The sequence below is a fragment of the Parerythrobacter lutipelagi genome (assembly GCF_005434975.1).
Lineage (GTDB): Bacteria > Pseudomonadota > Alphaproteobacteria > Sphingomonadales > Sphingomonadaceae > Parerythrobacter_A > Parerythrobacter_A lutipelagi.
In genome coordinates, this window is the sequence record NZ_SKCJ01000002.1 from 891,800 (window position 1) to 917,062 (window position 25,263).

20 protein-coding genes, 1 tRNA gene and 1 pseudogene are annotated in these 25,263 nt (G+C 55.5%); 16 read left to right on the plus strand and 6 right to left on the minus strand.

All coding sequences use genetic code 11. The features are described from left to right. The first annotated feature begins 13 nt into the window (after nt 1-13). Nucleotides 14-1,648 (plus strand): CTP synthase, encoded by a 1,635-nt coding sequence (locus E0502_RS12630; RefSeq protein WP_137678348.1) that lies wholly within the window; start codon nt 14-16, stop codon nt 1,646-1,648. A 324-nt stretch (nt 1,649-1,972) separates the two neighbouring features. On the opposite strand, the gene E0502_RS12635 is transcribed toward E0502_RS12630, so the two are convergent. Next, on the minus strand, nt 1,973-2,452 hold the full coding sequence (locus tag E0502_RS12635) for an Hsp20 family protein (protein WP_137678349.1): 480 nt from the start codon (nt 2,450-2,452) through the stop codon (nt 1,973-1,975). 168 nt (nt 2,453-2,620) lie between these two features. On the opposite strand from E0502_RS12635, the gene grxC reads away from it, so the two are divergent. The 4 genes from grxC (at nt 2,621) to E0502_RS12655 (ending at nt 4,446) form a co-directional block, all read left to right on the plus strand. Next, entirely contained in the window at nt 2,621-2,884 is a 264-nt protein-coding gene (gene grxC, locus E0502_RS12640; RefSeq protein ID WP_137678350.1) for a glutaredoxin 3, read from the plus strand. Beyond that, nucleotides 2,885-3,700: a carbon-nitrogen hydrolase family protein gene (locus tag E0502_RS12645; protein WP_137678351.1), complete on the plus strand. Its 816-nt coding sequence runs from the start codon at nt 2,885-2,887 to the stop codon at nt 3,698-3,700. 6 nt (nt 3,701-3,706) lie between these two features. Further along, nucleotides 3,707-4,177 carry a DUF1178 family protein gene (locus E0502_RS12650; RefSeq protein WP_137678352.1) on the plus strand — a complete coding sequence of 157 codons (471 nt, stop codon included), beginning with the start codon at nt 3,707-3,709 and terminating at the stop codon, nt 4,175-4,177. A gap of 192 nt (nt 4,178-4,369) precedes the next feature. Beyond that, nucleotides 4,370-4,446: transfer RNA gene (locus E0502_RS12655), tRNA-Arg, on the plus strand. Between the two features lie 628 nt (nt 4,447-5,074). On the opposite strand, the gene E0502_RS12660 is transcribed toward E0502_RS12655, so the two are convergent. Continuing rightward, nucleotides 5,075-5,665 (minus strand): PilZ domain-containing protein, encoded by a 591-nt coding sequence (locus E0502_RS12660; protein WP_137678353.1) that lies wholly within the window; start codon nt 5,663-5,665, stop codon nt 5,075-5,077. A 364-nt stretch (nt 5,666-6,029) separates the two neighbouring features. On the opposite strand from E0502_RS12660, the gene E0502_RS12665 reads away from it, so the two are divergent. After that, a complete protein-coding gene (locus E0502_RS12665; protein ID WP_137678354.1) occupies nt 6,030-6,575 on the plus strand; it encodes a hypothetical protein in 546 nt (181 codons plus the stop codon). A 480-nt stretch (nt 6,576-7,055) separates the two neighbouring features. On the opposite strand, the gene E0502_RS12670 is transcribed toward E0502_RS12665, so the two are convergent. Continuing rightward, nucleotides 7,056-7,235, minus strand: coding sequence for a helix-turn-helix domain-containing protein (locus E0502_RS12670; RefSeq protein WP_137678355.1), 180 nt, complete (start codon nt 7,233-7,235; stop codon nt 7,056-7,058). 266 nt (nt 7,236-7,501) lie between these two features. Between E0502_RS12670 and E0502_RS12675 the strand changes: the two genes are divergently transcribed. The 3 genes from E0502_RS12675 (at nt 7,502) to E0502_RS12685 (ending at nt 10,078) form a co-directional block, all read left to right on the plus strand. Further along, on the plus strand, nt 7,502-7,981 hold the full coding sequence (locus tag E0502_RS12675; protein ID WP_137678356.1) for a hypothetical protein: 480 nt from the start codon (nt 7,502-7,504) through the stop codon (nt 7,979-7,981). A gap of 9 nt (nt 7,982-7,990) precedes the next feature. Further along, on the plus strand, nt 7,991-9,133 hold the full coding sequence (locus E0502_RS12680; protein WP_137678357.1) for a tyrosine-type recombinase/integrase: 1,143 nt from the start codon (nt 7,991-7,993) through the stop codon (nt 9,131-9,133). A 339-nt stretch (nt 9,134-9,472) separates the two neighbouring features. Then, nucleotides 9,473-10,078: a response regulator transcription factor gene (locus E0502_RS12685; RefSeq protein ID WP_137678358.1), complete on the plus strand. Its 606-nt coding sequence runs from the start codon at nt 9,473-9,475 to the stop codon at nt 10,076-10,078. 9 nt (nt 10,079-10,087) lie between these two features. Here E0502_RS12685 and E0502_RS12690 read toward each other — a convergent pair whose 3' ends face one another. Continuing rightward, nucleotides 10,088-10,303: a hypothetical protein gene (locus E0502_RS12690; protein WP_137678359.1), complete on the minus strand. Its 216-nt coding sequence runs from the start codon at nt 10,301-10,303 to the stop codon at nt 10,088-10,090. A 679-nt stretch (nt 10,304-10,982) separates the two neighbouring features. Here E0502_RS12690 and E0502_RS15325 point away from each other — a divergent pair. From E0502_RS15325 to E0502_RS12715, 6 genes and pseudogenes are all read left to right on the plus strand, one after another. Beyond that, nucleotides 10,983-11,198, plus strand: a pseudogene (locus tag E0502_RS15325) (IS3 family transposase); the annotation flags it as partial. 540 nt (nt 11,199-11,738) lie between these two features. Continuing rightward, a complete protein-coding gene (locus tag E0502_RS12695; RefSeq protein ID WP_137678360.1) occupies nt 11,739-12,716 on the plus strand; it encodes a DUF11 domain-containing protein in 978 nt (325 codons plus the stop codon). Nucleotides 12,717-12,745: 29 nt separating this feature from the next. After that, nucleotides 12,746-13,225 carry a hypothetical protein gene (locus E0502_RS12700; protein WP_137678361.1) on the plus strand — a complete coding sequence of 160 codons (480 nt, stop codon included), beginning with the start codon at nt 12,746-12,748 and terminating at the stop codon, nt 13,223-13,225. 71 nt (nt 13,226-13,296) lie between these two features. Beyond that, nucleotides 13,297-14,361 carry a DUF11 domain-containing protein gene (locus tag E0502_RS12705; RefSeq protein WP_137678362.1) on the plus strand — a complete coding sequence of 355 codons (1,065 nt, stop codon included), beginning with the start codon at nt 13,297-13,299 and terminating at the stop codon, nt 14,359-14,361. Nucleotides 14,362-14,545: 184 nt separating this feature from the next. After that, on the plus strand, nt 14,546-19,447 hold the full coding sequence (locus E0502_RS12710; RefSeq protein WP_240049067.1) for a hypothetical protein: 4,902 nt from the start codon (nt 14,546-14,548) through the stop codon (nt 19,445-19,447). After that, nucleotides 19,444-21,183: a DUF11 domain-containing protein gene (locus E0502_RS12715; RefSeq protein ID WP_137678364.1), complete on the plus strand. Its 1,740-nt coding sequence runs from the start codon at nt 19,444-19,446 to the stop codon at nt 21,181-21,183. The genes E0502_RS12710 and E0502_RS12715 overlap by 4 nt, the downstream gene beginning before the upstream one ends. Before the next feature lie 933 nt (nt 21,184-22,116). On the opposite strand, the gene E0502_RS12720 is transcribed toward E0502_RS12715, so the two are convergent. Then, nucleotides 22,117-22,992 (minus strand): IS1595 family transposase, encoded by an 876-nt coding sequence (locus E0502_RS12720; RefSeq protein ID WP_137678365.1) that lies wholly within the window; start codon nt 22,990-22,992, stop codon nt 22,117-22,119. Between the two features lie 468 nt (nt 22,993-23,460). On the opposite strand from E0502_RS12720, the gene E0502_RS12725 reads away from it, so the two are divergent. Further along, on the plus strand, nt 23,461-24,039 hold the full coding sequence (locus E0502_RS12725; protein ID WP_240049068.1) for a GNAT family N-acetyltransferase: 579 nt from the start codon (nt 23,461-23,463) through the stop codon (nt 24,037-24,039). 1 nt (nt 24,040) lies between these two features. Here the strand turns inward: E0502_RS12725 and E0502_RS12730 are convergent, their stop codons facing one another. Next, the gene (locus E0502_RS12730; RefSeq protein WP_240049069.1) at nt 24,041-25,246 is read right to left on the minus strand and encodes an MFS transporter; all 1,206 of its coding nucleotides are present in this window, start codon (nt 25,244-25,246) and stop codon (nt 24,041-24,043) included. Between the last annotated feature and the right edge of the window lie 17 nt (nt 25,247-25,263).

Below are 25,263 nucleotides of genomic sequence, written 5' to 3' on the forward strand. Positions count from 1 at the left end.
AGGCTTTTCTCCCATGGCGCGGTATATTTTCATCACCGGCGGCGTGGTCTCCTCGCTCGGCAAAGGTCTCATGGCAGCAAGCCTCGCAGCATTGCTGCAGGCGCGCGGCTACAAGGTGCGGATTCGCAAGTTCGATCCCTATCTAAACGTCGATCCGGGGACGATGAGCCCCTATCAGCATGGCGAGGTCTACGTCACCGACGACGGGGCGGAAACCGATCTCGACCTGGGACATTATGAGCGCTTCACGGGTGTATCCGCCCGGCAGAGCGACAATGTCACCAGTGGCCGGATTTATCAGGACATCATCACCAAGGAACGCCGCGGCGATTATCTCGGCGCGACCGTGCAGGTCGTTCCGCATGTGACCGATGCAATCAAGGAATTCGCGCTGGCGGAAGTCGAGGATCTCGATTTTGTCCTGTGCGAAATCGGCGGGACGGTTGGCGATATCGAATCGCTGCCGTTCATGGAGGCGATTCGGCAGTTGCGGAACGAGCTGGAGCCGATGCAAACCCTCAGCGTCCATGTGACGCTGGTCCCTTATATTGCGGCCGCAGGCGAGCTGAAGACCAAGCCGACGCAGCACTCGGTTCGCGAACTCGCATCGCTCGGGATCAAGCCGGATGTCCTGCTGTGCCGCAGCGAACATCCTCTGCCTGACGGTGAGCGGCGCAAGATCGCGCAATTCTGCAATGTGCGTGCGGAATCGGTAATCCCCGCGCTCGACGCGCCTTCGATCTATTCAGTGCCGCTGCAATACCACAATGAAGGCCTCGACGGCGAGGTATTGCGGGGCTTCGGCATAACCGACGCGCCGGAGCCGGACCTGACGCGCTGGCAAGACGTAACAGACCGCTATTTCAACCCCGAAGGCGAGGTTACGATCGGCGTGGTCGGCAAGTATGTCGGCCTGCAAGACGCGTACAAATCGCTCAACGAGGCGCTGGTCCACGGCGGCATGGCAAACCGGGCGAAGGTCAACATCCGATGGATCGATGCCGAAGTGTTCGAAGGCGACGAGTCTGATATCGCGGCGAAGCTCGAACCGCTGCACGGTATTCTGGTCCCCGGCGGGTTTGGCGAACGTGGCAGCGAAGGCAAGATTGCCAGCGTCCGCTTCGCACGAGAGCGTAATGTCCCGTTTTTCGGAATTTGCCTGGGTATGCAGATGGCCTGCATCGAAGCGGCGCGCCTGGCCGGGCATGACAATGCGTCTTCAACCGAGTTCGGCGATACGGGCGAACCGGTGGTTGGCATCATCACCGAATGGATGAGCAAGGCAGGCCTCCAGACGCGCGAGGCAGGCGGCGACCTGGGCGGCACCATGCGACTCGGCGCCTATCCGGCGCATCTGGCTGCGAACAGCCACGTCAGTGCGATCTATGGTGGTGCGACGGAGATTTCAGAGCGTCATCGCCATCGCTATGAAGTGAACGCCGCCTATCGCGAATCGCTGGAAGGCACAGGGCTGGTGTTCTCCGGCATGTCTCCCGACGGGCTTCTTCCGGAAATCGTCGAGCGGCCCGACCATCCCTGGTTCGTCGGTGTCCAGTTTCATCCCGAATTGAAATCCAGACCGTTCGATCCGCACCCACTGTTCAGCGGATTCGTCTCCGCCGCGCTGCGGCAGTCACGGCTGGTCTAACGACGCAATTTTCCTGAATTGTGCCGATTATAACGTTTCACTGTCGATTCCGTACTTTATCTTTTGATAGAAATGGCCCACAAACCGTCTGAGAGGACGTGCCTTCCTGCATCGAGAGATGGTTGGGAGGCTTTCCTTGCAGATTGAGCTTGCTCCGATCTTGACCGTCTTCTGCGACCCGGACGGTGAATTTCGGACAAGGCGGTACCTCGGTACCGCGGGGGCGATCCTTCGGGTTCGCCCCCTTTTCGTTTCAGCGCCGCAAACGAAAACGGCCCGCGCTCAGGAGAGGCGGGCCGTCATTAATCGGAACGAAGCGGCAGCTTAAGCGGCGCTGGATTCGTCGCTCGATTTGCTGCCTTCGATCACTGAAAGGCCGGACTGGCCGTTTACCGCAATCTTCTTCGGCTTCATCGCATCTGGCACTTCGCGCACCAGGTCGATCACCAGCAGGCCATCTTCCAGATCGGCGTTCTCCACGCGGACGTAGTCAGCCAGTTCGAAACGCCGCTCGAAACCGCGATTGGCAATACCGAGATGCAATATCTGGCCCTCGACTTCGGATTCATCGCGCTTCTTGCCTTGAACCGTCAGCAGGTTCTGCTGCGCAGTGATATCGAGATCGGCCGGCTTGAAGCCCGCCACGGCCAGCGTGATGCGATACTCGTCATCGCCGCGGCGCTCGATATTGAAGGGGGGATAATTATCGCCTGAACTGGCGCGAGCCTGGTTCTCGAGGATATCGAACAGGCGGTCGAAACCGACGGTTGAACGGCGGTACGGGGTAAAATCAAAACGTGACATCGAAACAAATCCTCCATTGAGCAATTTGACTGTATGAGAAGCCCGAATACCGGCGCTTCCCGCTTGTGGCTGTCAGACCCGATGAGGCACCGGACAGCCATTGCTGAAATAGGAAAAGAACCGGCAGTTTCAAGATTGTTCAACCAACCGGAAAACAGGGATTTTCGAATGAGCCAGCCCAAGATCGACATCTACACCAAATTCGGCTGCGGCTATTGTTTTCGCGCAAAACAGCTGCTCGATGGCAGAAACGCGCAATACAATGAATTCGACATCACCATGGGCGGCGCAAAGCGCGACGAAATGCTGGAACGCGCACCGGGAGCGCGCACGGTTCCGCAGATTTTTATTGGTGATACCCATGTCGGAGGATCGGACGAACTTGCTGCGCTGGACCGGGATGGCAAGCTGGACGCTTTGCTGGCCGGTTGAATGGTGCGGATTGCCCTCTTTCAGGCCCGCACCGGGATTGATCCGGCACGCAACGCGAGCGATCTCGTCGAAGCGATAGAGGGCGCGCAGCAGGGCGGGGCAGCCATGCTGTTCACGCCTGAGATGTCGGGTCTGCTCGATCGCGACCGGCAGCGTGCTGCCCGCCATATTGTCGAAGAATCGGCAAACCCCGTGCTTGCTGCGGCGCGTGAAGCTGCGACCAAATACGGCATTTGGGTGGCAATCGGATCTCTGGCAGTCGCGGGTAGAGGCGAACGGTGGGCCAACCGTAGCTTTGTGATCAACGCATCCGGTGACATCGCCGCTCGTTATGACAAGATGCACATGTTCGATGTTGAGCTCGCCGATGGTGAAAGCTGGCGCGAGTCGAACGCCTACGCTCCCGGCGACAAAGTTGTCACTGTCGAAACGCCGGTGGGCCGGCTCGGCTTGACGGTGTGCTACGACATTCGCTTCCCGGCCCTGTTCGAGGCATTGGGCCGCGCGGAATGTGACGTCATTGCCATTCCCGCTGCTTTCACCCGACCAACCGGACTCGACCACTGGCATGTGATGCAACGGGCGCGTGCGATCGAAGCGAGCGCTTTTGTGGTCGCCGCAGCCCAGGCGGGCGATCATGAAGACGGACGCAGCACTTTTGGCCATAGCCTGGTAGTCGATCCGTGGGGCAAAGTCCTGCTCGATATGGGCACTGAGGCAAAGGGAATTGCCTTCGCCGAGATTGATCCGGCTCGTATCGCAGACGTCCGCCGGCAGGTGCCGAGCCTTGCCAACCGCCGCAAAATAATCAACTAGCGCGCGATGATCGTTTTCGACCTCCATTGCAGCGAAGGCCATACATTCGAAGGGTGGTTCGGCTCGTCCGAAGACTACGCCAGCCAAAAGGGGCGCGGGCTTGTATCCTGCCCCGAATGTGGTTCATCAGCGGTAGAGAAAGCGCCGATGGCTCCTGCGGTGCCGCGCAAGGGCAACCGGGGCAATCAGGCCTCGCAAATGGAAGATCGCAGGACTCCGGTCACCGGAGGTGAAATTCCGCCAGAAGTGCGCAAGGCGATGAAAGCGCTGGCAGACGCGCAGAAGAAGGCTTTGGCCAGTAGCAGATATGTCGGCGACGATTTTGCCGAGCAATCGCGCGCGATGTACTATGGCGAAAAAGACCTCGAAGCGATCCACGGCAAGGCTACGCTGAAGGAAGCCAGGGAATTGCTCGATGAAGGCATCGAAGTCGCACCGCTGCCGTTTCCGATTGCCGAGCCGGACAAACTCAACTGATTGCATCCGGAACCAGCCGACACTATTGCCGCGAACCGGGGCGCCCGTAGCTCAGTCGGATAGAGCACCAGATTCCTTGCCGGAGCCGCGCAGCGGCGGAGACGACCGAAGCGCAGCTGAGGGCTATCTGGGGGCCATTGCCGATCGCGCGATTGCATCCGGAACCAGCCGACACTATTGCCGCGAACCGGGGCGCCCGTAGCTCAGTCGGATAGAGCACCAGATTCCTAATCTGGGGGCCACAGGTTCGAATCCTGTCGGGCGCACCAAGAAACGTCAGTGATTACAATTATATGTGGGATTCTTGCCTAAGGTGAAGGCCCGATTCCGATTTCGGGTCAGGAACATGAAATTCCCTGGTTTTCCGTGGCTTCCCCTTTGGCTCCGGCTATTCCGTGCAACAAGAATGGAACATGAGGTTGCGTTGTAAGCGCAGCGCACGAGGGGGGGGGTCAAATTTCTCTAGCTTGCGAATGCTAGACCGGGGCAGAAGACCGGTTCAATCGCAAACACAGTTTCTCGCCCGCGCGTGAGGGCGGATCACAATAATAATGCAAAGTAGCAAAATCGAGTTTTTGTGGCCGCCCATGCCTAAATCTCCAGCAAGGGAAAATTCCCAATTGATTTAGGAAAATAATCGGCGGCGGTGCGGCTTCGCGCTAGCTAACTACCATGTTTGAAAACGCATTCATCAATATCGACGGGCTCTTCATAATGATGAGGAGTTGGCGTCTGAGCTGGAAGGCAAGGATTATACGGCGGTCCCTGCGTCTTTGTTTGGTTTGCTTTGAGGCGCAAGGTCTGACGGCAGCAATTAGGTCGTTCACTCACGATCTGCTACTAGTGCGCACTTAGTTCGGTGACAACGGTCAGGATGCCGAAGTTGCGTTCAGGGCTTCAGAGATTAGGCAGATTGCGGCCCACTTTGCGCAGCTTTTGCGATGCAACATCCAGAACCTGCAGTTTGTCCAGATAACTTGCGATGATCGCAGGATCTTCGCTCATCTGATCGGCGAGTGCATCGAGCATATCAGCTATACCTTCGAGCTCGTCACGAGAGGTTTGGCTAGACGGTAGAGCACTTGCCTCGGCACGTGCATTTGCCGTCACGTTCTCCTTGGGAGGGCCGCCCTCATAAAGCGGCTTGATAGTTTGGAAGACAGTGTCGACCATCAATTGCGACCGCGCTTTATTGGGCAGCCAATCGGCGGGATTGATTGGGCGTTCAAAGTGAATTCCCGCCAGGCGCACATCGCGGCGCACTACAGTGCCCATGGCGCTCAATTCCCCTTTCCGTAGTTTTACCCGCGAACCTACCGACGGCAAATCATCTGCCTCTAGCAATGCTCCGGAGACTGAGAGATTGCGCACACGCACTATGCCCGTCGTGGACGCTGAAGAAAGGCTCGCCGCAATAAACATTCGCGTGCGTTCGTGTGCACGTCTTGATGCTCGGGGCACTTCGGCAGAAATAGCGAGGTTTTTCATGGTGCGATACCAAGAGTTCTCGCAGATGATGGTAAAATAAGCTCTGTCGCGTTGCTACGCATGATTGCTTAGCCTTCTACGAGAAAAGATCACTGAACGTTCGCAATTGGGTCAATAGCGAACAGTCCGCTTTTATCGTAAATTCTTGAAGAGCCGCCTGTCTGGTTTCGGGATGCTAGTGGGCAGAGGGTAAATCTTTAGCCCTAAAGGTATGCTCGTCTCAGTTGGCTGTGGACCTAGGCCCTCGAAAAGATTCACTAAGCTGTATTGCTCTGTTAAAACAGTTCGTATGGGTGGATACGGATCAGGCAGTCAGCATGGGAAGCCGCTGGCAGACAGTGCCAAGCGACTCGATCTGGCGTGGATGGTGCGCGAAGGCTTGGCTCAGCCAGGCGGCGTGCGAGCGGGCAGGCTGCACTGGACCTGCAACGGCAGGCCAGCCGGGAACATCAGCTACACATGCAATATGAGCGCCCCTCACAGCGCGACTCTCGAACTGCTCTTTATGGTGACGCGCCACGCAACGGGTGAGAAAACCGAATACGTACAAACCGTAAGGCTTTCATACACGGTGCCGCACTTTGGCGGAAAACGCTGGTGGATGCACTGCCCTGTTAGTGGCGAACGTGTCGGCAAGCTCTATTGTCCGGAGGGCGGTGACATCTTCGCCAGCCGCAAAGTATGGCAACTTGGATATGAGAGCCAGCGGATTGCAAAGCGGGACCGGCCATTTGAGGCTCTATTTCGGCTACAGAAGCGGCTGGGATGCATTCACGGCTGGGAGCAGCCTATCCGGCGGCCAAAGGGCATGTGGCGGAAGACCTACGAGCGACTGGAGAAGCGCTATTGGGAATTGGACGAGGAGTGCGGGGCGCAAATGCATGCGGTTATGCAGAGGATTCAAGGGTAGCGCAGAGATGTTGGCGAAGGTGTTGGCGAAAATTTTCGCCCGAAATTCGCAGCATTTTTTGGCCGGCAATCGAGATATACAACAACCTTTGGTGACTGGATTGATCGTTCTGCCTGACATTCTCTAATCGAGTTCTAAGTTACTAGAACTCCTATATGAACCTTGGAGAGACCAGAGCGAAAGGGCATAGGACAACTACCCCTGCCTCTAGACCCGCATGTCGCGTTCCGATGGCAAAGGCAGTCCGGCCACTTTCGCGCTAAATCGGTGAGTATGAACCTCCGAGCCGACCGTCGCATTAGGGCGCTTCTGGTCGTTAGGACGCCAGATGCTTGGCAGTTGCTTTCGAGGCTTTCCTAAACCTCGCCGGTCGCCGCTCTGCCTTTCGGACTCGGCTTTCCATTGTGACCGGACCCCTTCTGGTAATGGGCTTGCCTAGCCGCCAGAGTGTCTAACCAACCCAGCTAGGCAGTATTCAAATTAACGTTGGGAGCGAAAAGCCGCTTCGAGTTCAGAGCGTCGAAAATACATCGAGCGTCCCTTGCGGATCACAGGAAGATGACCGTTTTCGACCAAGTGATATACTTGGCGCTGAGAGATCATTCCGCCTGTTTCCGCTTCAACAGCTTTTGCGCCTTTGATTAGGTCATTTGCCAGCATATGTTCCACCTTTGTGCACGGCTAAGATACATCTCTCTCCAAAAAGACCTTTACAGTTGCATTCGCTCCGCGCAAGAGGATAGGGCTATACCTGTAACCAATATTTGGGGATAACGCAGGTGAAGCTAACGTACGGTCAGCTAGAGGCTACATTGGCAGCATTCTTATCAGTCCATCCCGATCGGATCGGCACGTTCAGATCAAGGATGAAACAACTTCAGCGATTGGAGTTCCCTCGGGGCGTCAATATTGGGCGAGGTGTGCGAATGAGCTATTCCGCCGAGCATTTGTTGCAATTGGCAGTTGCGTTCGAGGTGATAGGCACTGGATTGGCTGCAAAAGCGGCAACCGATTTGGTGTCCAAGAACTGGGACCGGTTCGCCGCTGCGTTCGGAAGGGCAAGCGACAAGCTTCGTCTAAAGAAAAATTTCGAAACCTTTGTGTGTATTTCTGGCTCACCTCCTGTTCCAACAGAAGGGCGGGCTGAAGAGAAGGTTTCAGTCCATGATCTGAAATCTCTTTATGAGAACGTGCTGTGCATACCGAAGCCTGACCAGCCAGGTCGTTCTGGAATAATTCTAATCCGGGCGGATTATCTACTAGAGCGGATCAACCGATTGGCAGGGGATGTGGGGCAAGTCGTAAATCCCAAATGGGCACCGGAGTATGGCCGTTGGTCTAAATCGAGAGCGGATGACCAACAACTGTGGGACTATGCAGACGGCGGAGCAACTATACCGTTTTGAGGATTGAAAATGGCCACAATTCGTAAACGTAGCTGGACTTCGCCCAAAGGTGAGGAAAAATCAGCATGGCTCGTCAGCTACCATGATCAAACCGGTAAGCGCCGGTTCAAACAATTTGCTCGCAAGAAAGACGCTGAAGTGTGGAGCACACAAGCGGCTTGGGAGGTGTCGAAGGGCGTACACACTGCCGACAGCCAGTCGGTGTCGGTGGAGGCCGCTGCGAAGCTCTGGATAGGAAAGGCCAGAGCGGAAGGAAGAGAGCGCGGAACAGTAGAACAGTATGAACAGTTAGCCCGCCTTCACGTAGTTCCGCTAATAGGCTCTGAACGCCTTTCCAGACTTTCTCGCCCGATGGTTGAGGCTTACCGGGACCAACTTTTGGAAATGCGATCGAAAGCAATGGCTGGCAAAGCCCTGCAGGCTTTGTCAAGCATACTCATGGAAGCGCAGCGTAGAGGCTTGGTGGCGCAGAATGTTGCTCGCGATGTGAAGGTTGTACGCTCGTCACGCGAAAAGCCAAAGATCGCAATTCCCTCACGAGATGAACTTAAAGCAATCTTGAGAGCGGCCTCAGATGATATGCGGCCCTTGCTTTTAACGGCCATCTTAACCGCTCTTCGATCGTCTGAACTGCGAGGATTGCGGTGGGATGATGTAGATTTAAAATTAGGCACGATTACTGTTTCGCAAAGGGCAGATAAATACAAAGTCATTGGTCCGCCAAAATCGGAGGCCGGCTATAGAACAATACCAATTGCCCCATCCCTGATGCAGGCATTGCGCGAATGGAAATTGCGCTGCCCAATCGGGCCGGAAAACCTCGCTTTCCCGAACAGCCAAGGTGGCGTTCAAGATTATGGTCATTTGCTCCGGCGCAAGTTTGCGCCGATCCAGATTTTGGCTGAAGTATGCGATCAGATTGGTGTGGATGACAACGGACAGCCTAAGTTGAAATCCCGTTACGGATTTCACGCGCTCCGCCATGCCGCGGCAAGTGCTTGGATTAAACAGCGGATCGACCTTAAGCGCCTTCAGGTGTGGATGGGGCATTCGAGTATACAGATTACCTTGGATACATATGGGCATTTACTTACTGACCCGTCAGGTGATGCAGCGATCATTGCTGCTGCTCAGTCAGACCTAATGCAGTAGTTCTCGGCCTCTCGGCTGCTAGATCGCTGCCGTGCTCGAAGCGCAAGGCTGCATTTCCGTACTGTTCCCCGTCAGCACCTTTGGCACAGATTTGAGGTTTTGAGTTAGGAGGGTTTGGGTCTCGTCGTAGTGACGATGGAACGAAAATAAAACCCCAAGCCGCAATCCCAGCGGTCCTGACGGATGAAAACTAAACAAATATTATATTTTCTGCAGATTGACGCTCGTGGGTAGGTATTCCCCCTTAATTGTAGAATTTGCTTAACTATGGGACAATACGTATTGAGGACGTGAGCGCAAAGGAAAGGTCGAATTCGTATAGGATTAAAGGAGTCGCAAATGTTTAATCCGTCATCAAGTGTTTACGCCGTCGACGATGATGATGCCACGCGTCACTTGGTCTGCAGGGAGCTGCTGCAAGCTGGAGTGCCTGTCATCCCCTGTGCCACAGTACACGAACTTAAAGTCAGGAGGGTCCGATCCGGAAGCCTTTTAGTTCATGATAACAATAATTCACTGGACGATATGGTCAAATGGACCGCGCGATCGGACAGCTTCATTCCATTGATTGCGTACGGTAAAAACCCGGATCCTAGGCGGGTAATTTTGGCGCTGAACGCTGGTGCGGTCGACTATCTTGCTCTTCCGTTACACGCCGATGATTTCTTTGCTTGCCTTGAACGCGTGAAAAGCAATTGGCCAGAATTTGCAGCGGGGAAATGGCAGAAATATCATGCCGCGAATCTCATAAAGAACCTTTCGCCGCGGGAGACCGCTGTTCTCACCCAGATCGCAGACGGATTATCTACCAAGGAAATCGCAGAATCTCTTGGACTCAGTCCTCGCACGGTGGAGATCCATCGCGGAAACGCGATCAAGAAGCTAGACGCCAGAAACAGCACCGTCGCAGCAAAAGTGGCTTGGGCTGCCGGCTTGGCTAGCTAAACTCGGGCACTATTTGTCGGCGAAAGCGAGTGGTTGCTTGATGTGACAAAGCAACAAAGCGCCTAGTAGCGCTTTGCCTTCGGTAGCCGCTGATAGTGTTGCCTCCTGTTCGTTGATTCGTGGTGAAATGGTCGCAATCGCAACACCTTCAGGATTGTTGCTGAGCATGTAGGAGGAGTCGTCCCGTATTGTCGAAAGCACAGAGATGATAAGACGGTCTTGCATGGATTTCGCGTCAGTCGCTCCGTCTGGCGCAAGGTAAGTCCTGCTGAAAATTGGGTCGTTTGGAAACTTAGCCAGACACCTTTCGACGTCGCGGGCTAAGCTGGCCGCGTCGGAACCCTCGTCAGTCTCCAGTCTGGCGAGGATCCTGGTCGCGCTTTTCATCCAAAATCTTAATGGGGATCCGTCCTGCATATTCGTCAAGTCCTTCAGGTGCGCCCCAAGGCTCGAAACGAGAATTTTCAGCGTTAGTCAAGGTGGCCTAACCCAATGGCGTAGGGCTCGTACATGCGCGTTGATGGAGCGGTGCCCAGTTGGCTGGGAGAGACGCTCCAAAATCGTCGTTCAATTCTCGGCAGTTGGGTTGTTTGCGGCCTGATCGGTCCTGATTGATCCCTAGGATAGCGGCCAGTCTTCTTTCGGCGGGACACAAGGCCCTGCTGATAGTCTAGCCATGGATGGAAGCAGCCAGTCTGAAGTTGGCGGTCGGAACCTGCGAGGCGGCTTGTCCAATAGCGACCGAGATCCTCAAAATCCCAAGCGAGTACTGAATGGATAGCCAAAGAAATTCGCCGGACAGCGCACGGTCGTATCTCAGCTTAAAGCAAGATCAGGATCGTGCTAGATCGCCTGCGCGGTGATGACAGCAGTGCTGAGCTGTGCCGCAAGGGAAAGCATTACCCAGCTCGCGGAATACATCGAGGCGAAGCCCATGAGCCAATTTCGCGACGCTCCGTTCCATCCGGAAACGCATGGCCAGATCCAGCGGTGGCACCAGAACTTGAATAACCGCATCCTGCTGGAGAATTGCTGCGTGCCAGGTGATCTAGAAAACCAGATCGAAGAGTTCGTTGAGCACTTCATCCACCAGCGTTACCACCCAAGCCTCGACAAGATGCTGGATGGACCGACCGAAACAACGGCAATTCGGTGTGAATTAGACATTAAATCAATAAAATATGCGGCGAACTTCAGTAGAATTATCCGGTCGATGTTTGAATTGCTTGAATGCCTTGATCTGCTCTTAACCCACTGTTTGCGCCGCGAACCTCTTCCGACTCACGCCAATCTCGAAATGGCGCTGTCCTTGGCAAAGCGAACCGGAGCACAGCGTACGGTGCTCAGCCATCTCTACAAGAGCATGGATTGTGACACCTGCCGATGCCTAATTCGGCAGGGCTCAAGCCATCATCAAACGATGAGAAGCGATCAAACGAAAGACGTCCAACATCGCCGCTAGCAACACCGCAAGCTCGCCGCATAATATAAACCAACAAGACGAGGCCAACGCTCCGCTGATTTACGCCGCGGGCTGTGCCAATGGTTCTGACGACTGCGCATGCAGACCCGTCGTTCGAGCCATTTTGCTCAGGAATTTAGCTGACATACGCCTCCAAATCCTAACAGTTTGGTAACCAAAATTAGGTAGAAGTTCGGTATGAAAACCGAGCGAAACCTTTACCGTTTGTCCAGCGTTGGTGCGATTGTTGCGACCTTCTGGGCAATTCCAGCCAACGCCGACGGCGTAGGCGCGGGAACATTGATCGAGAACACTGCGAGCGCATCATACGATGATGGCTCTGGGAAGCAGACGACCGCTTCAAACACGGTAGTCGTACGGGTCGACGAGTTGCTTGATGTCACGGTAACGTCGCTAAACTCCGGCCCGGTGGCCGCGAGCCCGGGTGATGCAGTTCTTACTTTCGAGCTTACCAACACCGGAAACGGCCCCGAAGCATTCGAGCTGATCGCCAACCCAAGTGTCGCAGGCAATGATTTCGACACGACGGTCGATGGTATCGCAGTCGATACCAATGGCAACGGCGTTTACGATCCTGGAGTGGACACCATCCTCACCGGACCGGAGACGACCGCAGTTCTGGATGCCGATTCTACATTGACGATATTTGTTCTGGTCACCGTTCCGAACACAGCGGCCGATGGCGATGCGAGCGATGTAGACCTTCTTGCCAACGCCGTGACCGGAACTGGTGCACCGGGCACGACCTTTGCGGGACAGGGCGTTGATGGCGGCAATGCCATAGTCGGTCTCACGGGCGCAAGCGACAACGCCATAGGCTCGCTGCTCGTAGGTATTACGTCGGTCGATCTGATCAAATCGGCAAGCATTCTCGACCCATTCGGCGGTACGAGCGCAGTGCCTGGTTCGATCGTAACCTATACGATTTCAGCAAATGTAAGCGGCACCGGAACCGCAAATGATCTCGTCATTACCGACACTTTTCCGACAGGCACTTCGTATCGGGCAGGAACTCTTGCGCTCGATGGGAACAGTTTGACCGATGCCACCGGCGATGATGCCGGGGAAGCATCCGCATCCGGCATACTAGTCGATTTGGGCTCCGTCGCTGGCGGTTCGAACAGTTCAGTCACATTCGATGTGGTCATCGATTGAAGTTGGCGAATAGAAATAAGGGTCTGACAATGAAGACATATTTTATCAAAATGGCTGCAGCGATTTTGGCAGCTGGGGCAGTCTCCGGACCGGCAATTGCGCAAGAGCAGCCGATCGCGCTTTCGGGTGACGTCATGGTTGAGAAGACCGTCGTCGACGAAGCGGGGATTTCAACAATCGAGCGCGTCGAGCCGGACGTTGTCGTTCCTGGCGATCGATTGATCTTCAGCACTGACTACAGCAACAGCGGATCCGAGGCTGTGACCGACTTTGTGGTGACAAACCCGTTGCCTTCAGCAGTTCGCCTCGCGTCCGATGCCGATGCCGGCTTGGCTGTCTCTGTCGATGGCGGAGCAAGTTGGGGGATTCTTGCAGCGCTTACGGTTGCAGCGGACGACGGTTCAGTCCGGCCCGCTACGCATGCCGATGTCACTCATGTTCGATGGACGCTTGCCGAGGTTGCACCCGGCGAACGTGGTCGCGTCGAGTACCCAGCCATCATCCGCTGATCAGCGGGAGATTACCGCCATGCCTTGTGAGCGGTAACTTAATCGCAAGGTAAAAAAGAGGACCATTAACAATGACACGATCCAAGCAATTGCTTGGGGCAGTGAGCTCATTAGCGCTCGTCGCCTTAAGCGTCAGTCCGGCAATGGCCGCCGATCTCGGCACCAATGCCGGTGTTGATATCACCAACACCGTGACCGTGAACTTCAAGGTCAACGATGTTTCCCAGACAGCAGTGCAGGACACCGATACGCTGACGGTCGACCGCAAGGTCAACCTTACCGTAGCCGACGTCAATGGGACGACAACCGTCGTTTCCGGCGAAACCGGGGCCGCCGTGGCGTTCCAGGTATCCAACCTGACCAACGACACTGTCGATCTCGTTCTGTCGCTCGACCAGTCGACGACGGACAGCGGAGACTTGTCGAACGTGCAGTTCTATGTGGAAGACGGCACCACCGCTGGTTTCCAGGCCGGTGAAGACATCCTTGTCACTTACCTTGAAGACATGGCCGAAGATGAGACCCGCACGGTTTACGTCGTAGGCGATCTGCCCGGTGCACTGACAGCTGGCGATCAAGTTGATGTAAATCTCGTGGCTGATGCCCATGCTACCATCGCCGCAACCGGCACGGGTGCTGGCGTCAAATTCGCGAATACGGCGGGCGGCAACACAGCTGGCGTGGATACTGTACTCGCCGATGGTGCTGGTACGGTCGACAACGCGAACGAGGGCGATCATTCCGACCTCAACAGCTTCGTCGTTGCCAATGCCGGAGTTACCGTCAGCAAGATCAGCCGTGTGATTTCAGATCCGGTCAACGGAACGACTGACCCAAAAGCCGTGCCTGGCGCAGTGGTCGAGTACTGCATCGCCGTAATCAATGCCGGCGGCTTCGCAGCCACTGAAATCGTCGTATCTGACCCGTTGCCAACGCAGGTAACCTTCGCACCCGATCAGTTCGGTGGCACAGGTGACATAGTCATCAATGGTTCGCTTGACGGTAGCGGGTTCTGCACAGGTGGGACCCCGACCGACAAATCGTACACTGTCTCCACAACAACGGTCAGCAATCCGCTTGCCGATGTGGCGGCTGGAGCGACGAGTACGCTTTACTTCCGTGTGACGATCGACTGATCGAGCACGGTTGAGAGTGTATATGCGTTTTAGCCTCTTTTTGCGCACCTTGGCAGCAGCACTCATTGTAGTGCTGCTGCCTCTGGTCGTGCTTGGAGGACAAGTGCATGCACAGACTATCGACAATATCGCAAAAGCTCGTTGGATTTCGCAGGGAGCGGAATTTTCTACGGAATCCAACGAGGTGTCGATTGTTGTCGATGACGCGCCGCCAACCATAACGACCTTCCGGCCAACCACCGGTTCCTCCAACGTCTTGTCCTATCGCTTCCCTGAATGCGGGGGGGAGCAATTCGCGACCAAGAGGGGCGGTAACAACACCGTTATCAACTCAGCGGTCACACAAACGAATGTGGTTAGCTCTGGCGAGCGGGTCATTTTCGTAGTCCGCGCGTCAGCAGCCAATCTCGACCCGTCAAATGTTGACCGACTGCAAGCCGTCATCACGACTGGCACGGGCGATCGTGAATCAATCACAATCTTCGAAACCGGACCAAACACTGACATTTTCGTTGGCGAAATTCCGACGATCCGGATGCCGCCATCAGCCATACCGGGCAATTGCGAGTTGAGCGTTGCCGACGGCAATCCAATTCAAATTGCTATAACACAGCCAGGTCAGAGCGCCATCATCGTCACAGCCAATGTGGAAGTTCTCGCCGACCCTTTCGGAGTAGTGTTCGACAGTGAAACGGGCGAACCCGTTTCTGGAGCACGCGTTACCCTTGTAGATGCCGTTACAGGACAGCCAGCCACCGTATTCGGGGAAGATGGCGTGACCCCATGGCCATCGACCGTCATTTCCGGCGAGCCGATTACAGATGCTTCCGGCAACGTTTATCCGATGGCGCCCGGAGAGTACTGGTTCCCGTTGACCGCACTTGGAACCTATCGCCTCGAAATAGCGCCGCCTGCGCCATACACCGCGCCATCTGAAGTCCAGCCTGACCAGATCGCTCTGCTCCGGCATCCGGACGGTCGTTCGTTTGTCATACTCGATGCATCTTATGGCGGAGACCTCGTTCTTTCCGATCCGACTCCACTCGAAATAGACATTCCGCTCGACCGACCGAGCCTTTCCGTCAGCCTAACAAAGACTGCTTCGCGGGCCCGTGCTCAGCCAGGTGATGCCGTGTTCTATACGATTACCGCGCGAAATCAGGATCCGACACGCATCAAACGCACCGTTACACTTACCGACACGCCATCGCGCTGGCTGCGACTTCGTACCGACTCGATCCGCATCGATGGTGCCGCAAATCCAGAGGCCGTTTCGACATCAGCTGATGGCGGAGCGCTCACGATCCAGCTCGGCGACATTGCGGGCGGGGGCAGCCGGACCGTGAGCTACGCCATGGTTGTCCGTGCCGATGCCCCTGCTGGCCAGGCCGTGAACCGCGCTGTGGCCAGAGACTCGCTTGGACGCACCAGCGTCGCTTCTGCGCGGGTCGAAATCGAGCGCGACAATATTGCAAGCAGAATGACTGTGATTGGTCGGGTGACCGCAGGCGACTGCACAATTAACGATCCGCGCATCGGCATCCCCGGTGTGCGCGTCATGATGGAAGACGGCAGCTTCGCCATAACCGATGCCGATGGCCGATATCACTTCGAAGGGATTGTACCGGGAACCCATGTTGTCCAGGCAGCGCGTATGACCTTGCCTGAAGAGGGAAAGTTCGTCGATTGTCACCGCTCGACGAGAAACGCTGGCAGCAACAATTCACGATTCGTGATTGGACAAGGCGGATCGCTGCTGGTCGCGGACTTCCATGCCGTCGTACCGCAGGAATTCATTTCGCAGCTGCAAGCTGCAAAAGCCGAAGAGCCCAGTGTCGCCACTCATGATGACGACGCCATCGCAATCGTTGAAGAATCCGGTTCCGACTGGCTAGCACTTGGCGACGGACCCGATGGCTGGCTTGCCCCGGCTATCGATGCAAACCCGCGCGCACCTGCTGTAAGAGTCGCAATTCGCCATCGCAAAGGCCACAAGGTAAACCTGAGGGTTGACGGTGAGCCGGTGAGCGCTCTCGCATTCGACGGAACCAAGAGCGCCGCTGATGGAGACTATGCGGTCAGCCTGTGGCGCGGAGTGCCGCTCGAGGATGAAAGGACCGTTCTTGGCGCAGAGATTATAGCCGAGAACGGCAAGTCTATCGCGACGATTGATCGCGAAGTGTTTTTTACATCGACACCCGCCAAGGTCGAGCTCGTTCGTAAGCTGTCGAACCTCATCGCTGACGGTCATACCAATCCCGTAATCGCGATCAGAGTACTCGACCGGAACAATCGTCCCCTGCGTCAGGGGGTTGCCGGTGAATTTATGCTCAACGCGCCATATCAGAGCGCCGATCAGGTCCAACGTCAGCAGCTGAACCAGCTAACCGGCCTTGGCAAAGCGTCTTCCGCCCGCTGGGTAATTGAGGGCGATGATGGTATCGCCAAGATCGAACTTGCTCCGACAATGGTAAGCGGTTCGGTTCGTCTGGATTTCCGCTTCACCGACGGTGAGCTGGTCCGCGAGCAAGAAATCGAAACTTGGATCGAACCGGGCGATATCGAGTGGACTGTCGTCGGTCTGGCAGAAGGCTCGATCGGTTCGCGCACCGTGGCTGACAGCATGCAGCTAACGGACCAGTTCGACAGCGATCTGGGCGATAGCGCGCGGGTCGCACTCTATGCCAAGGGCCGCGTACTCGGAAAATATCTGGTAACTATGGCGTATGACAGCGCAAAGCAGAAAGACGAGCAGCGCCTGCTCGGAACGATCGACCCGAACGCATACTATACCGTGTTTGCAGATGCCTCGAGCCGCCAGTTCGATGCTGCATCGCGTGAAAAGCTCTATGTCCGCATTGAGACCGCCACATTCTACGCACTCTATGGCGATTTCCAAACGGGTTTCGACCAGACTAATCTTGCACGTTACAACCGCACAGCGACAGGCGTGAAAGCCGAAGCGCGTTTCGGCGCAGTCGGAGTGCAGGGATTCGCTGCAGAGATCGGCACGCGATTTCGTCGTGACGAAATCCAAGGGCAGGGGATCAGTGGTCCCTATCGATTGGGCAGCCGAGCCATAGTGGCCAACAGCGAGAAGGTCAGCCTCGAAACTCGTGACCGCTTCCGTTCCGAACTGGTCATATCGAGCCGTGAGCTTACCCGTTTTACCGATTATGACATCGATCTGTTGTCAGGCACAATTACCTTCAAACAGCCTGTGCTGAGCCGCGATTTCGACCTCAATCCTCAGTTCATCGTCATCGATTATGAAATCGATCAGCGCGGCGATGGCAAAATCAATGCGGGCGTTCGTGCCGACTGGACCAGTGGCGATGGCGACATCCGCATTGGTGCCACAGCCATCACTGACAAGGGCGATGGTGCCCGCACCAACATAGCCGGAGTGGACGCCCGGGTCCGTATCGGAGACAGCACAGAGGTGCGCGCGGAACTTGCCGCAAGCCGTAGCGAGGGTGAGACCTCAACCGGCTGGATGGTGGAAGCACAGCATCGCACCGGCTCTCTGGACGTTTTGGCCTACGCCCGCTCGCTCGACCCGGATTTTGGAGTGGGTCAACAGAACGTAGCTGAACTCGGCCGCCGCAAGGTTGGGGTCGATGGTCGGGTCAGGATTTCCGATAACACCTCCGTTGTTGGCAGCGTTTGGCAGGATGACAGTCTGACTAGCGATGCGCGCCGTAGGGCAGCGCAGATCCAGATCGGCCACAAAAGGGAAAACACTGATCTCCAGGTAGGCATAGCTCATTTCGCAGATCGGCTCGCCGATGGAACCCGCAACAAGTCGACCGTGCTTGAAGGCGGTGTCACGCAGCGCCTGTTTGAGAATGATCTTGAACTGAGCGCCACATCAAGCATTGCACTGGACGACACGAAATCGATCGACTTGCCGACGCGCCATCGATTTGCGGCCCGCTTTTCGCTGACCGATGATATCAGGGTCATCGGCCTATATGAGATCGCTAACGGTGAGAACATCGACGCTCGCACCATCCGTGGCGGCATAGAAGTCTCTCCATGGGCAGGGGCCCAGGCCACTACATCGCTTGGCAAACAGCGCGTCGATGAATTCGGGAATCGCAGCTTCGCGGCATTCGGGCTTTCGCAGTCGCTACAGCTGTCTCCTTCGCTGACAATCGACGCCACGATTGATGGCAGCCTGACGCTCGACGGAGCGCCTCCGGTCTCGGATATCGTCAATGTCGAACAGCCGGTTGCGAGTGGTGGGCAATTCGGGCCCGGTGGTGAATTGTTCGAAGATTTTACAGCGATCACTCTGGGTGCTGCATGGAGAAAAGATCGCTGGAGTGCCACCGCACGCGGAGAATATCGCGATGGCGAGTTCGCCAACCGCAAAGGCCTTACATTCGGTGCCATCCGTCAGCTGGGCGAGGGCAGTGTTGTCGGGTCCGGTCTCACCTGGACTAAAGCGAATGGCGAAAGTGGTGCCGATACCGAGATATTCGACGCAGCCTTGGCTTTTGCCCATCGTCCCGGTGCATCGGAGTTCGCTTTCCTTGGCAAGCTTGAGTACCGCAGCGACGAAGTGACCAATGCGGTTGCCGGAGAAACCGGTCCGGCTGGGCGCACTGCGCTGACGGTTACCGGTGACGCGAAATCACGCCGCGTTCTTGCGAGCCTTTCGGCCAACTGGTCTCCTCGTGACTGGAAAGAGATCGACGATGTGGAACAGCAGGTCCGACATGACGAGTTTGGACTGTTTCTCGCGGTGCGTCATAATTTCGACCGGTTCCAAGGCTTCGATCTTGCGGGAACATCCCTGCTGGGCGGGGTTGACGCACGGGTAGGTATCGGAGAACACTTCGAAATCGGCGCTTCAGGAACCCTGCGAACCAATCTTGATGATGATGTCACCAGTTTCTCGTTCGGCCCGCATCTCGGCTTCGTCCCGGCGGACGGTATGCTGTTGACGGTTGGTTACAATATCGACGGTTTCCGTGACGACGATTTTTCCGCCGCGCGCAACACCGACAAAGGTGTCTATGCCTCAGTGCGCATTAAGTTCGACGCCGACACGTTCGGCTTTCTCGGGCTTGGTCGATGATCGAGCGTATCAAGCCTCTCGCTATAATGTTCGTCCGCACGGGCCTGATCCTTGCTGCCTTTTTTGGTATGGCAAGCGCGGCGCACGCGCAGCTTGGCTTCGAGCTGCGCACCGGCAACAACGCAACCAAGTCGCAGCAAATGACCGTTGATTCCAACAAATGCCCGAATGAAGGCCCGACCGCTGCCTATGTCGGCGGACTGGTGCGCAACAACAGCGGCTCAACCATCACCAATGCCAGCGTGAGCCTGACAGGGTTGAATGGTAATGTCTTTCTTGCTGGCGGCCAACCGGCGAGCCAATACTTGGGCACCCTCACTCCGGGTCAAAGCATCGCAGTTTTCTGGTTTACCGGATTTGGTTGTACCAGCGGTGCAAGTGCGACCCCAACCGTGGCCATGACGTCGAGTGCCGGCACGCAATCGGTCGGCTTGACCTTGACTATCCAGACAGCGATCAGCGCCAACGCCGGCGGGCAGGTGATCGGATCGCAACTAGGGCCGGGGGCCGTGGTCGGCCAGACTATCTTTTTCGACGCCGACTATGACTTTGGCGGGACCGGTGCGGGCGATGAATACTGGCTGCAGCCATCTGGCTCGCAAAACTTCAATGCAGCGTGTTTCCGTCTGGTCCGCTCGGTCATCACCAATTCCAATCTCAATGCCGCACCAGTCGGAACAACAAACCTTTTAAAGCTTGTTCAGCCGAACAAGCAGGCCGGGAACAACTACTTCATCTCGGTACGATATTTTTTTGAGTACCAGTGCGCAGGCCAGTCAACGACGGCGCGGCCCTACGCAGTCCAGACATCTGGAACGCAGATCAAATACACTGGTAACTATGACGGAACGGGATCTGTCTCGATCAACTTCCCGGGCGCAACCAACCCGTTCACGATCACTAAGTCCGTGAGCGAAAGCGGCGGCTTCATCGGTTCGACCGGGAACTTGACGTACACGGTAACAATCTCAAATCCGTCGACCCATAGTGCGATTATGAGTCAGATCACCGATGTGCTGCCATCCGGAATGTCGTTTGTCGCGCTAACCGCCGAAAGCGAGGTAACGGCAGCCAATTCGAGCGAGATCCCGAGCGCCGGTGCGACCGGCACGCTGAATTTCATTGGACGCAGGGGGCAATCTTATGCGCTTCCACCAGGTGGATCGATTACGCTCAAATACACCGTCTCCCGCCCTACGACCGCGGGTACTTTCACGAACAGCGCGAGAGGCGTCTTCGGATCGGCGACAACTCCGACCGTTCAGGCAACATATACCAGCTCTGCGATCCAGCCACTGACCGTGACCAAGGTCAGCGCCGTCTTCAGCGATCCGGTGAACGGTACTATGGATCCTCTTGCGATTCCAAGCTCGACGATCGAATATACGATCCTCGTATCCAATCCCAATCCGGCTGCGGTAGATACGGATAGTGTGATCGTTACTGACAATGCGCCACCAGAAGCCAAGATGTGCCTGAATGGTATTGGTGGCGGAGGGCCGGTCGCGTTCACAGACGGTTCGCCGACCTCAGGCTTGAGTTATTCATATGTCGCGTTGGCAGACCTTACGGACGATCTGGAGTTTTCTTCGGACAATGGCTTGTCGTGGACCTATCTTCCGACATTGGACGGAGATGGCTGCGATGCTGCTATCACTAATTTCCGAGTTGTTCCTAGCGGAGCATTTGCAGGTTCTAGTAGTTTCAGCCTGCGCGCCCGCTTCATAATTAGATAGAACCTTAGAAAATTTCTGGTTCATCACCATCGTAGATCGAGACAGTAATCAACTCTGGGCATATGGATCTTCGAACTAAGCTAGTAAATAGGCCGCCAAGGTTTTGCCTAAAATTGTGCCAAAGCTCCCACTGGCTGAGATATCCTTGTAACTGTTCGTGTCTAATGTATGGACGGGTAGCGAAGATGTCTCGCGAGACATTCATACGCAAGTGAAGTAGCAATGGGTCTTCGCCTTGAAATATGGGTTTAGAAGCACCTGAGTAAGTTACTTTGAAACCTTGATCTTCTAGGCGCCAGCTTTTGCGCGCCGCGTGGACGATTAAATGAGAGCCGCGCGGTAAATATGCTCTGATCATTCGTGAGGCTTGTATCGAAGGCTTTTCGTTCAAATGCAGCAGTTTGACTCTGTTGCCCTGTTCAAAACCCAATATACTTGAGTTTCGCCATCCGTTTTTCGCGCGGTTTGATACGCGATTCATACGGAAAACCCCAATTTTAACTGGGGTGATCCTGCTATTCACTATTTGCCCATACTTACAGATTTGATATTTAAATTCTCGGATTCTCCCAAGCAACATAGTAGCCGAAACTCTGCTACCCCCTTGAAAATTCGTGAGAAAGGCTGAGTCTATGCTCGAGCAGGACATACAGCTCAGCCAGACGGCCTGAAACCACCGGTGAAAGCTTATCTTGCTGAAACCCAGTAGCGTGCCAGTTTTGCTTCGCACACGCAGCCCACAATTCAAGCAGCGAGGCACCTTACGACCAATTATTTTCACAGAGCTTGCGCACCGCCGACACGAAGTTCGCGCACCAAATCTGGCACGCAGAACCAGCGCGTCGCAATTCGTGGCGTCGCCGAAAAATCGGTCAAACTCGCGGTGCGACGGAATACGCGAGCCGAAGCGTTGAGCAACAATGCCAGTGTATGTCATGTTTGCACAACCGGGAATTGAGAAAAAGCGCTATTTAAAAATCCTAACCTATCCTTCTTCCAAAACGCCCTTTGCTCACACTCTTTCAGATACGATTCCAAATGCGCATAATGAACCCCATGGCACACTCGATAGATAGTTCGCTTCAAGCGCCCCCAAAATTGATCTATCCGAACTGTACTTGCACCATCTGGCGATATAGTGAAGCCAGCCTTGTGATTTACTGTCTTATGGGTATATTTGTTGAGGTTAAGCAATCTATAAGTCCCAAATCCGTCCGAATGAATTTCACTGCCAGGCCGCACCCATTTGTCGATTATCGGTAGGAGCGTAGCTGGCTTCCGATTTGGAACAATGAACGACAGATACTCATGTCCGTCGGTGATGCCGAAAATGGTGACGTGACGCTCCGCATCAGGTCCCGACCTCACCTGCCGAAGAAGTGTTTCATCAACTTCGATGATTTGGCCTTCACCGCCCAATCGTTGTGGCTGTCGCAATCCAGCAATATGGCGCCGAACCCTATTCGAAATCATCCAAGCCGTTGGTTTCGGAAGGCCAAGGAATGTTGACATTACATCGGCTGGCACACCGTATGTGGAAATACAGGATAGATAAATTGCCATAAAATGATCTACGATCGACGATTTGGAGTGATTGAACACAGTCCCTGACTTAGCATTCAACTGCGTCCCACACCTAGAGCATCCAAAATAACGCCTTGTGTTCAGATACCAAGGTCCTGCCTTGGTGCATTTGGGACAAGGGTAGTTTTTACCGAAACGAACCTTGAACATGTGGCGGACACATTCTTCATCCGAGCTAAAAGTAGCAGAGAATTCTTCGAAACTAGGAATTGAATCAAAAACCATTCTTCATGTGACCCCATTCCCTTTCTGATATTTCGATTGTCAAAGCAGATGTAACCAGGTGAGAGGTCGCTGGGTGTTCCAGGGGATAAAATCAGTGTTAGCAGATGTCGCATTCATTATAAAATTCATTGAGGCGACAATTCAGTTTAGTAAGGTGAAAATTCGTGTTCCCGTTGGCTGGATTGTCTTAACCGGAAAGTAGGCTTTCCGCCTCCGAATTTGTACCTTCGATGATTGTAGGGATGTCGCGCCTAAGCTAACATTGGTGGAATGGGTTGCAACATAGATGGAACACGAAAGCTAAGATGCCAGCAGTTCTGGGGCTAGAATCAGATTCCTAATCTGGGGGCCACAGGTTCGAATCCTGTCGGGCGCACCAACGCGGGAATCCCTGGCTCACTATCCAAACTGCCGAAATCGGCGAAGCGGTTGCTCCTCTTCGTCCATTGGCGCACAAGAGAGTGGTCCATGATTATCCATACGCATCTAAACGACGGGACGCCGATCTGCATCCGTAAGGTGCGCAAGGCGGACGAGGAGCGGCTGAAACGGGGGATTGCGAAATTGTCGCCCCAGTCGCGTTATCTGCGGTTCTTCTCAGGGGCGCCAACACCGCCGCAGAACGTGATCGACCGATTGCTCGATGTGGATGGTCACGAGCACATTGCCTGGGGTGCTATCCGGAGCGATCTTGACGAGGAACCGGCCATCGGTGTCGTCCATGCCTTTCGTGACAAGGACATCGCGACCGTGGCGGAGTTTTCGGTTGCAGTTCTGGACGAATACCACAAGCGCGGACTCGCCCGGATACTCACCGCAGTTTTGCTGCTGGATTGCCAGGACGAGAGCTACGCTTCGCTGACAGTCCATATCTTGCCCGAAAACAAGCCTGCCGCGCGGCTTGCCAGATCACTTGGCGCTGAACATGTGAAGTTCGAGGAGGGTGTTTCGCAATTCGAGATCCGGATTGATCGGGCGCTGGAAACATTGCGCAGTGAAACAGACGTACCGGGCCTGGCGGCAGTATTCGCGAAGTTCGACAGTTAAGTCATTGGCGCGAAGCAGAATTTCCGTCACCCACCGGGCTGCGTGTGCCGACCCATGACAATATTCCCAGCAAGCCCGAAATGCTGACGAGCAGAATGCAGGTCCCGGCCCAGCCATAGGCATCGAAGACGGTGGTTCCCGCAATACTCGCCAGCCCGCCGCCAATGAACATCATCACGATATAGATCGTGGTCAGCCGAGTGCGCAGTTGAGGATCCAGCGACAGGAATGTCATGCGGCCGGTTACATCGATGCCAGGGCCGACAAGATTTCCAAGGAACAGCGGGATGCACAGCAGCCAGAGCGAGTCTCCGGTAGGCCAGAGCAGAGCCAGACCCACGAACTGGACGATGGCGAATGCAAGGCGGGCTTTGCGCGGGCCGACCTGGTCTGCCCAGCGCCCGAGGCGCGGTGTGGAAAGTATGCTGACCGCAGCAATTCCGGCAAGATAACCGACGGTGTCGACGCCATATCCCATTGCCGGACTGGTCAAATGCAGCGCAAGCCCCAGCCAAAGCGCAATGAAACCGCCAAAATTGAGCGCCTGGATCAGCCCTGACAAGAGAACTTCGCGGTGCTGCTTCATCAGCGGGAAGAGCGACCCGAGCAGGGCAATATAGGGCGTGACAGGATCGGCTTTGGTGCGGCGCTCTTCCATCAGAAACGGGAGCGACAGGGTAATGCTGACCATCAATCCGGTGGCGATCCAGTAGACCGCGCGCCAGCCATAGTTTTCAGTGACCACGCCCGCGCCAACCCGGGCAATCAGAATTCCGAGAATGACCCCGGCGGTGAGCAACGCGGTAACCTGGCCCAACCGTTCTGGTGCAACCCGTTTCGATGCGTATGCCGGCAACAGGTATGGCGCGATCGTAAAGAAACCCAGTGCGGTCGATCCTGCCGTGAACAGCGCAAAGTCCTGCGCCATTGTCATGGTGGCCAGCGATGCAGTTTGCCCGATGGCGAACAGGATCGTGAGCCGCTTGTTCGAAAACCGATCGCCCAGCGGCAGCAGCAGGAAAATCCCGATTGCCAATGCAATCTGGTTGAGCGCCGGGACGATCCCGATGCGCGCGTCGCTAACCCCAAAATCGGCCGCGACGGCGCTGATGATCGGGTGGATGTAATACGCGTTCGCAGTTACGACCGCCGCCACCACGGACAGCGCATACTCCTGCGTGCGGGTCAGATGACGATCGGCGGTCAAGTTCAAAGGCTCAAGGT

Excerpts from the sequence above, each read along its gene's own strand:
- E0502_RS12715 (WP_137678364.1), top strand. The coding sequence starts at position 19,444 with ATGATCGAGCGTATCAAGCCTCTCGCTATAATGTTCGTCCGCACGGGC.
- E0502_RS12660 (WP_137678353.1), bottom strand. The coding sequence starts at position 5,665 with ATGAAAAACCTCGCTATTTCTGCCGAAGTGCCCCGAGCATCAAGACGT.
- E0502_RS12635 (WP_137678349.1), bottom strand. The coding sequence starts at position 2,452 with ATGTCACGTTTTGATTTTACCCCGTACCGCCGTTCAACCGTCGGTTTC.
- E0502_RS12645 (WP_137678351.1), top strand. The coding sequence starts at position 2,885 with ATGGTGCGGATTGCCCTCTTTCAGGCCCGCACCGGGATTGATCCGGCA.
- E0502_RS12680 (WP_137678357.1), top strand. The coding sequence starts at position 7,991 with ATGGCCACAATTCGTAAACGTAGCTGGACTTCGCCCAAAGGTGAGGAA.
- E0502_RS12705 (WP_137678362.1), top strand. The coding sequence starts at position 13,297 with ATGACACGATCCAAGCAATTGCTTGGGGCAGTGAGCTCATTAGCGCTC.
- E0502_RS12650 (WP_137678352.1), top strand. The coding sequence starts at position 3,707 with ATGATCGTTTTCGACCTCCATTGCAGCGAAGGCCATACATTCGAAGGG.
- E0502_RS12695 (WP_137678360.1), top strand. The coding sequence starts at position 11,739 with ATGAAAACCGAGCGAAACCTTTACCGTTTGTCCAGCGTTGGTGCGATT.
- grxC (WP_137678350.1), top strand. The coding sequence starts at position 2,621 with ATGAGCCAGCCCAAGATCGACATCTACACCAAATTCGGCTGCGGCTAT.
- E0502_RS12670 (WP_137678355.1), bottom strand. The coding sequence starts at position 7,235 with ATGCTGGCAAATGACCTAATCAAAGGCGCAAAAGCTGTTGAAGCGGAA.
- E0502_RS12690 (WP_137678359.1), bottom strand. The coding sequence starts at position 10,303 with ATGCAAGACCGTCTTATCATCTCTGTGCTTTCGACAATACGGGACGAC.
- E0502_RS12685 (WP_137678358.1), top strand. The coding sequence starts at position 9,473 with ATGTTTAATCCGTCATCAAGTGTTTACGCCGTCGACGATGATGATGCC.
- E0502_RS12725 (WP_240049068.1), top strand. The coding sequence starts at position 23,461 with ATGATTATCCATACGCATCTAAACGACGGGACGCCGATCTGCATCCGT.
- E0502_RS12700 (WP_137678361.1), top strand. The coding sequence starts at position 12,746 with ATGAAGACATATTTTATCAAAATGGCTGCAGCGATTTTGGCAGCTGGG.
- E0502_RS12720 (WP_137678365.1), bottom strand. The coding sequence starts at position 22,992 with ATGGTTTTTGATTCAATTCCTAGTTTCGAAGAATTCTCTGCTACTTTT.
- E0502_RS12665 (WP_137678354.1), top strand. The coding sequence starts at position 6,030 with ATGGTGCGCGAAGGCTTGGCTCAGCCAGGCGGCGTGCGAGCGGGCAGG.
- E0502_RS12630 (WP_137678348.1), top strand. The coding sequence starts at position 14 with ATGGCGCGGTATATTTTCATCACCGGCGGCGTGGTCTCCTCGCTCGGC.
- E0502_RS12675 (WP_137678356.1), top strand. The coding sequence starts at position 7,502 with ATGAGCTATTCCGCCGAGCATTTGTTGCAATTGGCAGTTGCGTTCGAG.